The sequence below is a fragment of the Agromyces ramosus genome (genome assembly GCF_004216665.1).
GTDB classification, from domain to species: domain Bacteria; phylum Actinomycetota; class Actinomycetes; order Actinomycetales; family Microbacteriaceae; genus Agromyces; species Agromyces ramosus.
In genome coordinates, this window is the sequence record NZ_SGWY01000001.1 from 1,262,557 (window position 1) to 1,276,285 (window position 13,729).

Annotated in this window: 8 protein-coding genes; 6 read left to right on the forward strand and 2 right to left on the reverse strand. The window is 72.4% G+C overall.

Annotated features, from left to right (window positions below; translation table 11 throughout):
- Window positions 1-7: 7 nt before the first annotated feature.
- The 6 genes from EV187_RS05965 (at window position 8) to EV187_RS05990 (ending at window position 10,248) form a co-directional block, all read left to right on the forward strand.
- A complete protein-coding gene (locus EV187_RS05965) occupies window positions 8-1,300 on the forward strand; it encodes a DUF445 domain-containing protein (protein WP_130352024.1) in 1,293 nt (430 codons plus the stop codon).
- Window positions 1,301-1,346: 46 nt separating this feature from the next.
- Complete coding sequence (pgm, locus tag EV187_RS05970; RefSeq protein WP_130352025.1) at window positions 1,347-2,981, forward strand: phosphoglucomutase (alpha-D-glucose-1,6-bisphosphate-dependent); 1,635 nt, start codon at window positions 1,347-1,349, stop codon at window positions 2,979-2,981.
- Between the two features lie 127 nt (window positions 2,982-3,108).
- Window positions 3,109-5,355 (forward strand): glycogen debranching protein GlgX, encoded by a 2,247-nt coding sequence (gene glgX, locus EV187_RS05975; RefSeq protein ID WP_130352026.1) that lies wholly within the window; start codon window positions 3,109-3,111, stop codon window positions 5,353-5,355.
- 25 nt (window positions 5,356-5,380) lie between these two features.
- Window positions 5,381-7,711: a malto-oligosyltrehalose synthase gene (treY, locus tag EV187_RS05980; protein WP_130352027.1), complete on the forward strand. Its 2,331-nt coding sequence runs from the start codon at window positions 5,381-5,383 to the stop codon at window positions 7,709-7,711.
- Window positions 7,708-9,489 carry a malto-oligosyltrehalose trehalohydrolase gene (gene treZ, locus EV187_RS05985; RefSeq protein WP_130352028.1) on the forward strand — a complete coding sequence of 594 codons (1,782 nt, stop codon included), beginning with the start codon at window positions 7,708-7,710 and terminating at the stop codon, window positions 9,487-9,489. Before treY ends, treZ begins: the two co-directional genes overlap by 4 nt.
- 48 nt (window positions 9,490-9,537) lie before the next feature.
- The gene (locus EV187_RS05990) at window positions 9,538-10,248 is read left to right on the forward strand and encodes a hypothetical protein (RefSeq protein WP_130352029.1); all 711 of its coding nucleotides are present in this window, start codon (window positions 9,538-9,540) and stop codon (window positions 10,246-10,248) included.
- On the opposite strand, the gene EV187_RS05995 is transcribed toward EV187_RS05990, so the two are convergent.
- Window positions 10,197-11,492 (reverse strand): glycosyltransferase, encoded by a 1,296-nt coding sequence (locus EV187_RS05995; protein ID WP_130352030.1) that lies wholly within the window; start codon window positions 11,490-11,492, stop codon window positions 10,197-10,199. The two genes, EV187_RS05990 and EV187_RS05995, sit on opposite strands and share 52 nt — an antisense overlap.
- A complete protein-coding gene (locus tag EV187_RS06000; RefSeq protein ID WP_130352031.1) occupies window positions 11,489-13,645 on the reverse strand; it encodes a glycosyltransferase in 2,157 nt (718 codons plus the stop codon). The genes EV187_RS05995 and EV187_RS06000 overlap by 4 nt, the downstream gene beginning before the upstream one ends.
- Between the last annotated feature and the right edge of the window lie 84 nt (window positions 13,646-13,729).

Here is a 13,729-nt window from a genome sequence, read left to right on the forward strand (position 1 = left end):
CCGGCACATGACGGCGATCGACGAGCTCCGTGCCACGAGGGTGCGCACGACACCCACCGACGCGGAGCGCCGAGCCGCGCTGCGCAGCATGAAGCGGGTGGCGACGAGCCTGCTGGTCGCCGCCGCGCTCGTCTTCACCGTGGCGTTCGCGCTGCAGGACGCCGTGCCGTGGCTCGCCTATGTGCGGGCGGCGGCCGAGGGCGCGATGGTCGGCGCGCTCGCCGACTGGTTCGCCGTGACGGCGCTGTTCCGGTACCCCCTCGGGCTCCGGATCCCGCACACGGCGATCATCCCGACGAGGAAGGACGAGATCGGGGCGACGCTCGGCGCGTTCGTCGAGGACGAGTTCCTCTCCGACGAGGTCGTCGTCGGCAAGCTGCGGTCGATCGGGATCTCGCGCTGGCTCGGCGGCTGGCTCGCGACGCCCGCGAACGCCGACCGGCTCACGGCCGAGGCCTCCGTGGCGGCACGCGGCGTGATGACCCTGCTCGGCGACGACGACGTCGAGGACGTCATCGAGAAGCTCGCGCGCCGACACCTGTTCGAACCCGAGTGGGGTCCGGCGATCGGGCGCATGGGCGAGCGCCTCGTCGCCGCCGACCAGCAGCGCGCCGCGGTCGACGCCCTGTTCGAGAAGGCCGAGGAGTGGCTCGAGGCGCACCCCGAGGGGATCGGCGGCATGGTCTCGGGGCGCCTGCCGCGGTGGATGCCCGACTTCGTCGACCGCTTCGTCGACGACCGGGCGCACCGGGAGGTGCTGGGGTTCGTGCGCGCGGTGCGCGAAGATGCCGCGCATCCGCTGCGCGAGGCCATCGACGGCTACCTCGCCGACCTCGCGAACGACCTGCAGCACGACCCGCTGATGATCGGCCGGCTCGAGCAGCTCAAGGTCGACCTCCTCGAGAGCCCGCGCGTGCGCGAGTTCGCCGGCGAGGTGTGGACGAGCGTGAAGGAGACCCTCGACGCGGCGCTCGGCGATCCCGACAGCGAGCTGCGCCAGGGCTTCCGCTCGGCGGTGATCGAGGTGGGCAGCCGGCTCGTCGTCGACGAGGAGCTCGCGGCCAAGGTCGACGAATGGGTCACGGATGCCGCGGCCTACGTCGTGCGCAACTACCGGCACGAGATCGCGGGGGTGATCACCGAGACCGTCGAGCGGTGGGACCCGCGCGAGACCACCGAGAAGCTCGAGCTGCAGGTGGGTCGCGACCTGCAGTTCATCCGCATCAACGGCACCGTCGTGGGCGCACTGGCCGGGCTCGCGATCTACACGATCGCCACCGGCGTGCAGACCCTCTTCTGACCGGGTGGGGGTGTCGTCGCACGCACGGGCGGGGCAGACTGGGCAGATGCACGAGCGAGCGGGAACCCCGGCGACCGAATCCGACCTGATCGACGTGGAGGCCCTCGTCAGGGCCTACTACGAGCGGAAACCGGATGCCTCGATCCCCGAGCAACGCGTCGCGTTCGGCACGTCCGGCCACCGCGGCTCCGCCTTCAACACCGCGTTCAACGAGGACCACATCCTCGCGATCACGCAGGCGATCGTCGAGTACCGGGCGTCGCAGGGCATCACCGGCCCGCTGTTCATCGGCGCGGACACCCACGCCCTCAGCGCCCCGGCGCAGACCACGGCACTCGACGTGCTCGTGGCCAACAACGTGCGGGTGCTCGCCGACCAGTACGACGACTACGTGCCGACGCCCGCCCTCTCGCACGCGATCCTGAAGTGGAACAACGACCCCGCGAAGCGGGCCGAGGGCGAGGCCGACGGCATCGTGATCACGCCGAGCCACAACCCGCCGCAGGACGGCGGCTTCAAGTACAACCCGCCGCACGGGGGTCCGGCCGACTCCGACGCCACGAACTGGATCGCGAACCGCGCCAACGAGCTGATCGCCGACGGGTGCCGCGAGGTGAACCAGGCCGAGCCGAGCGGCGTCGAGACCTACGACTTCCGGTCGAACTACGTCGACGACCTCGGGGACATCATCGACTTCGAGGCGATCCGGAAGTCGGGGATCAGGATCGGCGCCGACCCGCTGGGCGGGGCATCCGTGCACTACTGGGCTGCGATCCGCGACCGCTACGGCATCGACCTCACGGTCGTGAACGAGCGCGTCGACCCCGCGTGGGGGTTCATGACCCTCGACTGGGACGGCAAGATCCGCATGGACCCGTCGAGCCCGTCGGCGATGGCGTCGGTGCTCGAGCACGGCAGCACGTTCGACATCCTCACCGGCAACGACGCCGACGCCGACCGGCACGGCATCGTCACGCCCGACGGCGGGCTGATGAACCCCAACCACTACCTGGCGGTCGCGATCGAGTACCTCTTCGCGCACCGGCCGAACTGGCGCCCCGACGCCGCGATCGGCAAGACGCTCGTGTCGAGCTCGATGATCGACCGCGTGGCCGAGTCGCTCGGGCGGCGCCTCTGGGAGGTGCCGGTCGGGTTCAAGTGGTTCGTGCCCGGACTGGTCGACGGATCGGTGGGCTTCGGCGGCGAGGAGAGCGCCGGAGCCTCGTTCCTGCGGTTCGACGGCACGGTGTGGACGACCGACAAGGACGGCATCCTGCTGTGCCTGCTCGCGTCGGAGATCAGGGCGGTCACCGGCAAGTCCCCGTCCGAGCTGTACCGCGAGCTCGTCGAGCGCTTCGGCGATCCCGCGTACCAGCGCACGGACGCCGTGGCGACGCCCGCCCAGAAGGCGGCGCTCGGCAAGCTCGACGGCGACGCGATCGCCGCGACCGAGCTCGCGGGCGAGCCGATCACGGCGAAGCTGTCGCACGCCCCGGGCAACGACGCGGCCATCGGCGGCGTGAAGGTGGCGACGGCCGACGCGTGGTTCGCGGCCCGGCCGAGCGGCACGGAGGACGTGTACAAGATCTACGCCGAGTCGTTCCGCGGCCCGGAGCACCTCGCGGTCGTGCAGGAGGAGGCGAAGCGCGTCGTGAGCGACGCGCTGGCAACCGCCGGCTGAGCGTTCTCGCAACCCCCCGCCGGCGATTCGCCCGATCACCGGCGTGATGCGATGATCGGGCCTACGCGGCATCCGCCCGCACCTCGATCAGCGCCGACCCCGAGCCCGTACGACCACGAGGAGCCCGATGGAAGCCTGGCCCGGCACCGCCTATCCGCTCGGTGCGACCTTCGACGGCAGCGGCACGAACTTCGCCATCTTCAGCGAGTCCGCCGAGCGCGTCGAGCTTTGCCTGTTCGCCGAGGACGGCACGGAGACCCGTGTCGAGCTGCAGGACGTCGACGCGTTCGTCTGGCACGCCTACCTGCCGCAGGTGCAGCCCGGGCAGCGCTACGGCTACCGGGTGCACGGACCGTACGATCCCGAGAACGGCCAGCGCCACAATCCGAACAAGGTGCTGCTCGACCCGTACGCCAAGGCGATGGCCGGGTGGTTCGACTGGGACCAGTCGCTCTTCGGTTACGACTTCGGCGATCCCGACTCGCGCAACGACGACGACTCCGACGCGCACGTGATGCACTCCGTGGTCATCAACCCGTTCTTCGACTGGGCGGGCGACCGGCACCCCAACACCCCGTACTCGGAGTCGATGATCTACGAGGCGCACGTGAAGGGCCTCACGGCGCTGCATCCGGATGTCCCGGAGGAGCAGCGCGGCACCTACGCCGGCGTCGCGCATCCCGCCATCATCGAGCACCTGCTGAAGCTCGGCGTGACCGCCATCGAGCTCATGCCGGTGCACCAGTTCGTGCAGGACTCGACGCTCGAGGAGAAGGGCCTTCGAAACTACTGGGGCTACAACACCATCGGGTTCTTCGCGCCGCACAACGAGTACTCGTCGACCGGCGAGCTCGGCCAGCAGGCGCAGGAGTTCAAGGGCATGGTGCGCGCCCTGCACGAGGCGGGCATCGAGGTGATCCTCGACGTCGTCTACAACCACACGGCGGAGGGCAACCACCTCGGCCCGACGATCGGCTTCCGCGGGATCGACAACGCCGCGTACTACCGACTGGAGGAGGACGACCGGAGGTACTACACGGACTACACGGGAACCGGGAACTCGCTGAACGTCAGGAACCCGCACGCGCTGCAGCTGATCATGGACAGCCTGCGGTACTGGGTGCTCGAGATGCGCGTCGACGGATTCCGGTTCGACCTCGCGGCCACCCTCGCCCGCGAGTTCTACGACGTCGACCGCCTGTCGAGCTTCTTCGAGCTCGTGCAGCAGGACCCGGTCGTCTCGCAGGTGAAGCTCATCGCCGAGCCGTGGGACGTCGGCCCCGGCGGCTACCAGGTGGGCAACTTCCCGCCCCAGTGGTCGGAGTGGAACGGCAAGTACCGCGACGTGGTGCGCGACTTCTGGCGCGGCGAACCCGCCAGCCTCGGCGAGTTCGCGTCGCGCATCACCGGATCGGCCGACCTCTACGAGAACAGCGGCCGGCGGCCGGTGGCCTCGATCAACTTCGTGACCGCGCACGACGGGTTCACGCTCCGCGACCTCGTTTCGTACAACGAGAAGCACAACGACGCCAACGGCGAGCGCGGCAACGACGGGGAATCCCACAACCGGTCGTGGAACTCGGGCGTCGAGGGGGAGACCGACGACCCCGAGGTGCTCCAGCTGCGGGCGCGCCAGCAGCGCAACATCCTCGCGACCCTGCTGCTGTCGCAGGGCGTGCCGATGCTGGCGCACGGCGACGAGCTCGGCCGCACGCAGCTCGGCAACAACAACACCTACGCGCAGGACAACGAACTCAGCTGGATGCACTGGGACCGGGCCGACAAGCCGCTCATCGAGTTCACCGCGGCCGTCGCGCAACTGCGCAAGGACCACCCGACGTTCCGGCGCAGCCGGTTCTTCGACGGCCGGCCCGTCGAGAGCGAGGAGGGCCCGGAGGGCCCGATGCCCGACATCGTGTGGCTGCGGCCCAACGGCACCCAGATGCGGCCGAGGGACTGGGACGCACCCCTCGGGCGCGCCGTCGGGGTGTACCTGAACGGCAACGGCATCCGGCAGCGGGACGCGCGCGGGGAACCGATCACCGACGTGGACTTCCTGCTCTTCTACAACGCGGAGCCCGAGGCGGCGCGGTTCACGATTCCGCCGCGCACCCACCAGCAGTGGGACGTCGTGATCGACACGGCCGGCCGGACGGCCGACTCACCACCGAAGAGCGCCGGTGAGGCGTTCGAGCTCGAGGCGCGCTCGATGCTCGTGCTCCGCGCCCACACCGAGCCCGAGGTCGAGCCCGACCACTCCGTCGCGGCGTCGCTCGCGGTGCGCACGTCGCAGTCGGATCAGCCGCCGCGGGCAACCATGGGTCCGGTCGTCTCCGGACGGCCGCAGGCGGCCAAGGCGAAACCCGCCGACTAGCGGCGCGACAGTGGGGGGAACACCAGTGAAGGCACCCGTCTCGACGTATCGCATCCAGGTGCGCCCGTCGTTCGACCTCGACGCCGTCGCGGACGTCATGGACTACCTCCACGACCTCGGCGCCGACTGGGTCTACCTCTCGCCGCTGCTCGAGGCCGAGGCCGGCTCCGACCACGGGTACGACGTGGTCGACCACTCCAGGGTCGACCCGGCGCGCGGCGGCGCCGAAGGGCTCAAGCGCGCAGCGGCGGCGGCACGGGCACGTGGCATGGGAGTGCTCGCCGACCTCGTGCCGAACCACGTCGGCGTCGCCACGCCCGCCGCGATGCGGTGGTGGTGGGATGTGCTCGCGCACGGACGCGGCTCGAGCCACGCCGAGGCCTTCGACATCGACTGGGACTTCGGCGGGGGCAGGCTCCGCCTTCCCGTGCTCGGCAGCGCCGACGACCTCGGCGCACTGCGCCTGGTCGAGGCCGACGGCGGCCTCGAGCTGCACTACTGGGATCACCGCTTCCCCGTGGCATCCGGCACCGCGCAACCGGGCGACGACCCCGTCGCCGTGCACGGCCGCCAGCACTACGAGCTCGTCGACTGGCGGCGTGCCGACTTCGACCTGAACTACCGCCGCTTCTTCGCGGTGAACACCCTCGCCGCGATCCGCGTCGAGGTGCCGTGGGTGTTCGACGAGAGCCATGTCGAGGTGCTGCGCTGGCTGCGTGAGGGGCTCGCCGACGGCCTGCGCGTCGACCACCCCGACGGGCTCCTCGACCCGGGCGGCTACCTCGAGCGGCTCGCCGAGCAGACGCGCGGCGCCTACGTGCTCGCCGAGAAGATCCTCGAGGGCGACGAGCGGATGCCGCCGGGCTGGGCGACCGAGGGGACCACCGGGTACGACGCCCTCGCCGACGTCGACCGGGTGCTCGTCGACCCGGCCGGCGAGGCGCCGCTGACCGACCTCGACACCCGGCTGCGCGGCGGCGAGCCCGTCGACTGGGCGGCGATGATCCACGGCACGAAGCGCGCGATCGCCGACGGCATCCTCCGGTCGGAGGTGCTGCGGCTCGACCGCACGCTCGTCGACGCGGCATCCGGCGACGACGAGCCCGGGGCCATCGCCGACGCGGTCGCCGAGCTGCTCGCGTGGTTCCCCGTGTACCGCTCGTACCTGCCGTTCGGCGCCGGCCACCTGCGCGAGGCGGCCGAGCTCACGGTGCGGCACCGCCCCGAGCTGGCGGCCGTGGTCCAGCGGCTGCTGCCGATCCTGTCCGATGCGGGCCACCCGGCGGCGCAGCGGTTCCAGCAGACCAGCGGGATGGTCATGGCGAAGGGCGTGGAGGACACCGCGTTCTACCGGTACACGCGGCTCACCAGCCTGACCGAGGTGGGTGGCGACCCGGCCGAGTTCGCGATCGACGTGGCGGAGTTCCACGCCCGGGCCCTCAGCCGGGAGGAGCGGATGACGCGGTCGATGACGACGCTGTCGACGCACGACACCAAGCGCGGTGAGGACGTGCGCGCCCGCCTCCACGTGATCGCCGAGGTGCCGGCGGAGTGGGCGGCCGTTCTCGACGAGCTGCGTGCGCTGACGCCCCTCGGCGACGGCCCGCTCGAGCACCTGCTCTGGCAGGCGATCGTCGGCTCGTGGCCGGCGAGCCCGGAACGACTGCACGCCTATGCCGAGAAGGCCGCCCGCGAGGCCGGGGACTCGACGACGTGGAGCGCGCCCGACGCGGAGTTCGAGGCGCGCATGCACGCGCTGGTCGACGCGGTGTTCGAGGACGAGCGCGTGGCCGGGCTCGTCGGCCGGGCCGTGGCCCTGCTCGAGACGCCCGGATGGTCGAACTCGCTGGCGGCGAAGCTGATCCAGCTCACCGCACCCGGCGTGCCCGACGTGTACCAGGGCAGCGAGCTGTGGGAGCAGTCGCTCGTGGACCCCGACAACCGCCGGCCGGTCGACTTCGACCTGCGCCGCCGCATCCTGGCCATGCTCGACGCCGGGGCCGTTCCCCGGCTCGGTGGTGGCGGGGCGGCCAAGCTGCTCGTCACGAGCCGGGCGCTGCGGCTGCGCCGCGATCGGCCCGAGCTGTTCACGGAGTACACGCCGCTCGCGGCATCCGGACCGGCCGCCGATCACCTCGTCGCGTTCGACCGGGGCGGCGCGATCACCCTCGCCACGCGGCTGCCGGTCGGCCTCGCCGCGCGGGGCGGCTGGGAGGACACCGTGGTCGACGTCGGCAGCACGCCGGTCGTCGACGTCATCACCGGCCGGCACCACTCGGGCGGTGCCCTGCGGCTCGCCGAGGTGCTCGGCACCTATCCGGTGGCGCTGCTCGTCGACGAAGGAGGCCCGGCATGACCGAGTTCCGCGTGTGGGCGCCCCGGGCGACCCGGATGACGCTGCAGCTCGACGGCATGCTGCATCCGATGTCCGCCGAGCCCGGCGGCTGGTGGAGCGCGTCGGGAGCGGGCAGCGAATACGGCTACCTCATCGACGAGGCCGAGACGCCGCGACCCGACCCGCGGTCGCGGCAGCAGCCCGACGGCGTGCACGGGCTCTCCCGCGTGTTCGATCCGCGCGCGCACGAGTGGCGTGATCGCGGCTGGACGGGCCGCCAGCTGGCGGGCGGCGTCGTCTACGAGCTGCACATCGGCACGTTCACGCCCGAGGGCACGCTGGACGCCGCCATCGGCCGGCTCGACCACCTCGTCGACCTCGGCGTCGACTTCGTCGAGGTGCTGCCCGTCAACGCGTTCAACGGCGAGTGGAACTGGGGTTACGACGGCGTGCTCTGGTACGCGGTGCAGGAGTCCTACGGCGGCCCCGCCGCCTACCAGCGCTTCGTCGACGCCTGCCACCAGCGCGGGCTGGCGGTGATCCAGGACGTGGTCTACAACCACCTCGGTCCGAGCGGCAACTACCTGCCCGAGTTCGGCCCGTACCTGCACGAGGGTCGCGCGAACACCTGGGGCGCGTCGCTCAACCTCGACGGGCCGGACTCCGACGCGGTGCGCGAGCACGTCATCCGGAACGCGCTGATGTGGCTCGACGACTATCACGTCGACGGGCTGCGGCTCGACGCCGTGCACGCGCTCGTCGACCACCGCGCCGTGCACGTGCTCGAGGAGCTCGCCGAGCGCGTCGACGCGCTGTCGGCGCACCTGGGCCGCCCGCTCACGCTGATCGCCGAGAGCGACCTCAACGATCCGCGGATGATCCGACCCCGCGAGGCGCACGGGTACGGCATCGCGGCGCAGTGGAGCGACGACTTCCACCACGCGGTGCACGTGGCCGTCTCGGGTGAGACCGTGGGCTACTACGAGGACTTCGCCCCGCTCGCCGCCCTGAAGGACGTGCTCGAGCGCGGGTTCTTCCACGCGCGCGCCACGTCGACGTTCCGCGGCCGGCTGCACGGGCGCCCGATCGACGTGGAGCGCACGCCCGCCTGGCGGCTCGTCGTGTTCGACCAGGACCACGACCAGGTCGGCAACCGGGCCTCGGGCGACCGGCTCGCGGCATCCGTCGACGACGGCGGCCTCGCGATCGCGGCGGCGCTCACCCTGCTCTCGCCGTTCACGCCGATGCTGTTCATGGGCGAGGAATGGGCGGCCTCCACGCCGTGGCAGTTCTTCACGTCGCACCCCGAGCCCGAGCTCGGGCGCGCGACGGCCGAGGGGCGCATCGCGGAGTTCGCGCGCATGGGGTGGGACCCCGCCGTCGTGCCCGATCCGCAGGATCCCGAGACGTTCCGGCGCTCGAAGCTCGATTGGGCGGAGCCGTACCCCGAGGCCGACGTCGACACGCGTCAGACGCTGATGCTGCGCTGGTACCGGGACCTCATCGCGCTGCGCCGCGAGCGACCCGAGCTCACCGACCCGTCGATGCTCGCCACGCGGGTCGACGTGGACGAGGAGGCGCGCACCGTCGTCGTGCATCGCGGCGGCGTGGTGATCGCGGCGAACCTGGGGCCGGCCGGAACCGCCACGACGCTCGGCGGCCGGGTCCTCCTGCACTCCGGCGAGCTCGCCGGCGACGACGTGCCCGAAGCGGCGCAGGCGCTCGTGCTCCCGGCCCGTTCGGTCGTGGTCGTCGACACCGCGGTTCGCCCCACGGCGAATCCGCTGGCGCGCGGCTGACGTGTCGACCCCCTTCGCCCATCGGTCGGTTCCGCCTAGCATGTCGGGGTGAGCAACCTCGTCGTGATCCCGTGGCGCGCGACGCCGTCCCGGCTGGAGGCGTTCGAACGGGTCGTCGCGTGGTACGAGCTGACCCTGCCCGAGTTCGCGATCCGGACCCTCGACACCGACGACGAGCAGTTCGCGCTCGCCCGGATCCGCAACCTCGCCGTGTCGATCCTCGACGACCCCGACGACGTCGTGGTGATCAACGACGCCGACACGTTCCCGGAGCCCGAACCGCTCCGTGCGGCCGTCGTCGCGGCCGCCGACAGCGGACGCGTGCAGCTTCCGTACACGGCCTACCACTGGCTCGGCCCCGAGGGCTCGGCGCAGTTCGCGGCGGGCGCCGCTCCACGGGACTGCACCTTCGAGCTCGTGCACCGCGCCTGCTCCGGCGTGTACGTCACCACCCGCCGCACCTGGGAGGCGCACGGCGGGCAGGACGAGCGGTTCCGCGGCTGGGGCTTCGAGGACGTGGCGTGGTATCTCGCCCATGAGACGCTGCTCGGCGCACCGCCGCAGCGACACGAGGGCCGGGTGTACGCGCTGGACCATGCCGTGGAGACGCGGGCGGGCGAACAGTACGAGCGGAACGCGCGGCTCATGCAGCGCTACCGGGATGCCGCCGGCGACGTCGCGGCGATGGCCGAGCTCGTCGGCGAGCGTCAGGCTGCGAGCGCCGCGAGGGCCAGCTCCGGTCCGGGCGCCGCGGCCTGACCCGCCGCCGCGGCGTCGAGCCGCGCCCTCGCATCGGGATCGAGCCCGAGCACCTGTGCGATCGCGCCCGCGAGCTCGTCGACGGATGCCGCGTTCGGGTCGAGTGCCACGCCGAAGCCGCTGCGCTCGACGGCGGCGGCGCCCGCGAACTGGTCGGTCGAGAACGGCAGCACGACGAGCGGGACTCCCGACCCGATCGCCTCGGTCACGGAGTTGTTGCCGCCGTGCGTCACGCCGGCACCGGCCGCGCCGAGCAGCCGCACCTGTGGCAGGTAGTCGCGCACCAGCCAGCTGCGGGGCACTTCGCCGAGCTCGGCGGCTTCCGTCGAGCCGGTCGCGATCGCCGCCCTGACGTGAAGGGTGCGGAGCGCGTCGGCCACCCGTCGGAGCACGTCGCCGCGCACGGAGAGGAAGCTGCCGAAGCTCACGTAGACGAAGGGGTCAGCCGTGGCCAGCCAGGCCTCCACCTCGGGGTCCTCCGGCTCGACGCGACGCGTCGACCCCAGGAAGCGGTGCGGTGGCAGGAGGGCACGACGCCCGGGGTCGGCGAGCTCCTCCGGGTAGTTGTAGAGCACGAGCGGGCCGTGCTCCGCGAACGCGTCGGAGGACGGCGAGGCATCGGGTCGGAGCTCCTGCGCGGCGCGGTTCCATTCCGCGGTGAAGCGCGCCGACACCCGCCGGCAGAGCCCGAGGAGCTCCTCGAGCTCGTCGGCGCCCGGACGGAATGCGGCCGGCCACGTCGGCGGGTAGCCGTAGACCTCGGAACCGACCGGGAGCGCCGTCGGGTGCCCCAGGACGATGTCGCCGTGCGGGATCCCGGCGGTGGTGAGGCCGAGGCGTGCGCTGAAGGCGAGGTGGTCGACGATGATCGCGTCGGGCGACACGGCGTCGACGATGCGCTGCGTCTCGCGCGCGGCTTCGACCGGTCGCCACATGAGGTCGGTGAGCCGCTCCGCCGCCTGGTAGGCCAGCGTCGGAACCGCGCCGCGCCGGGTCGCCGCGAAGAATCCGCGGAGTGAGTCGCCCTCGTCCGCCGGTTGCCGGTCGGCCGTGATCACGCCCGGATTCGAGCCTCGACCGAGCCGGAGGTCGCGGCGCTCGAAGCCGAATCGCGCGACGAGGTCCGCCGTCGCGGGCCCGCAAGCGACGACCACGTGCTCGCCCCGGTCGCGCCATGCGGTCGCGAGGGTGGCGAGCGGCAGCAGGTGCGACGCGTAGTCGGGGCTGATGACGAGGAGCGTCATCGGATGGCGTCGACCCGATCGAGCATGGCGGCCTCGTCGCGCGCGACGCCGCGGTACACCTCGCCGAGGGCCACCGACATCCGCTGGATCGTGAAGCGGTCCCGCACCATCGCCCGCGACCGATCGGCTCGGGCATCGCCGGGCTCCGCCGCGACGGCCGAGACGGCCGCGTCGAGGGCCTCGTGGAGTCGAGCCGCGTCCCAGGTCGCGGTGAGCAGCCCGGTCACGCCGTGCTCGATGTAGGTGGCCGGCCCGCCGCCGTCGGGTGCGACGACGAAGAGCCCGGTGGCCATGGCCTCGAGCAGCGCGATCCCGAACTCCTCCTTGATGCTCGCGCAGGCGTAGACGCCGCCCGGAGCACTGAGGCCGGGCAGCCCGAATCGGGCGGCGGCGATCCATCGGGCTGCGACGTCGTTGGCCCGATGACCGGGAAGCAGCAACCCGGCACCCGCCCGCTCGGCCACGGGCACGATCGCCTCGATGCGATCGAGCTGCTCGCGCTCGTCGAGAGAGGGCCGGTCGACGTCGCCTCCGATGACGAGGAGATTGGCGCGCCCCGCGAGCGGATCGCGGGCCCAGGCCTCCACGAGGGTGGCCATGCCCTTCACGCGGTGCAGGCGTCCGACGCTCACGATGAGGGGCATGCCACGGCGCTCGACCGGAAGCGACCCGACCAGTTCGCGCAGCTCGCGCAGCGCGGCCCCCGGTTCGCCGCCACGCGCGTGCGCCGACGCGTCGGAGATCGCGCGATCGATCGTGGCCAGGTCGACGCCCTCCGGCACGATCGTGTGCCGCTCGGCGTGCGCGGTGAGGTCGATGCCGACGAGGCGGCGCATGTCCTCCTCCAGTCGCGGCCTCGGGAACAGCACGGTATGGGCGGCGTTCGCCGCCAGGCTCTGGACGAGACGCGACCGGAACCAGAAGTGCTCGGCGACGTCCCTCCGGCCGAAGGCCCCGCGCGTGAGCGAGCCCGACCGGTCCAGTGACTCGATCACCGCGTGCGGGTCGGGGGCGACGGTGAAGACGACCGGGATCCCGAGCTCGCGCGCGACATCCGCCGCCGCCAGGCTGCCGACGTCGGCCATCCGCAGGTGCAGCAGGTCGACGCGGCCGGCGGCACGGAGGATGCGTCGGATGCCGCGGCGCGTCACGACCCGCAACGGCCACGCGGCGGCGGACGGCACGGGATCGCGGAGCAGCGGGATGCGGCCGTACACGTGGCCGTGCTCGGCGGCGCGAATCGCGCGGAGGTCGGCGGTGGCTTCGAGCACCGACCCGCGCGAGAGGGTGATGACGCGTCGCACGCCGGTCGAGCCGTCGCGCACGAGTGCGTCGCCGAGTCGCACGAGGAGCGTCGCGATGCCGCCGTTGTCGCCCGACCCCGCCGAGCTCAGCAGCGGATCGATGTCGGCGTGCAGGAAGAGCTGGGCGATGGTCAGCTCTTGCGTTCGAGTGGACTCGCGAGGGCGCGGGGCGGCCAGGTCGACGAGCGCGAGTCGGGCGACGTCGCCGAGGAGGTCGTCACCGATCGCCGCCGCCTCGAGCAGGTCGACCACGCGCTCGTCGGGTGGGCGCTGGCCGATCGCCGCCATCGCCGCGATGCGCACGACGTCGGCCTCGCCGGCATCCGTCGCGAGCCGCAGCAGCGGGGCGGTCGCGAGCGAGTGCCGCACGAGCCCGAGCGTCTCGGCGAGCCGTGCGCGAGCCTCGGGTCCGGCGACGCCCAGGAGGGCGCCCTCCACGCCGACGACCATCTGCTCCGCGGTCGCCGCCGACCACCGCTCGAGGGTGCGCTGCGCCAGCATGCCGGTGAACCCGCCGTCGACCACCATGCCCAGGAGCGCGCCCATCGCGTCCGCACGGGGAAGGCCGGACCCGAGCGCCCAGGCGGCGTGCTCGCGGAGGAATGCGCGCTCGTCGGACAGCAGGCCGACGAGCGTCCGGCCGGCCTCGCCGTCGAACACCTGGGCGAGGGCATGGGTCGCCGCGATCGCGGCGAGCTCGTCGTCGCCGTGGAGCGCCTGTGCGAGCACCCGGATGGTTCGGACACCCGGATCACGACCGGCCTCGAAGGCCAGGTCGTCGGCGAGGCGCATGGCGTCGACGATCGACGGCGCGACCATGACGGCGTCGAGTGCGGTCTGGACTCCCACGGTGCCCTCCCTCGCTGGCGGCACGATCGCGCCGCCGGGGCGGTGCAGGTGCTGTGCACGATACTTGGTCAGTTCACGGGTTCC

Excerpts from the sequence above, each read along its gene's own strand:
- EV187_RS05965 (WP_130352024.1), top strand. The coding sequence starts at position 8 with ATGACGGCGATCGACGAGCTCCGTGCCACGAGGGTGCGCACGACACCC.
- pgm (WP_130352025.1), top strand. The coding sequence starts at position 1,347 with ATGCACGAGCGAGCGGGAACCCCGGCGACCGAATCCGACCTGATCGAC.
- glgX (WP_130352026.1), top strand. The coding sequence starts at position 3,109 with ATGGAAGCCTGGCCCGGCACCGCCTATCCGCTCGGTGCGACCTTCGAC.
- treZ (WP_130352028.1), top strand. The coding sequence starts at position 7,708 with ATGACCGAGTTCCGCGTGTGGGCGCCCCGGGCGACCCGGATGACGCTG.
- EV187_RS05995 (WP_130352030.1), bottom strand. The coding sequence starts at position 11,492 with ATGACGCTCCTCGTCATCAGCCCCGACTACGCGTCGCACCTGCTGCCG.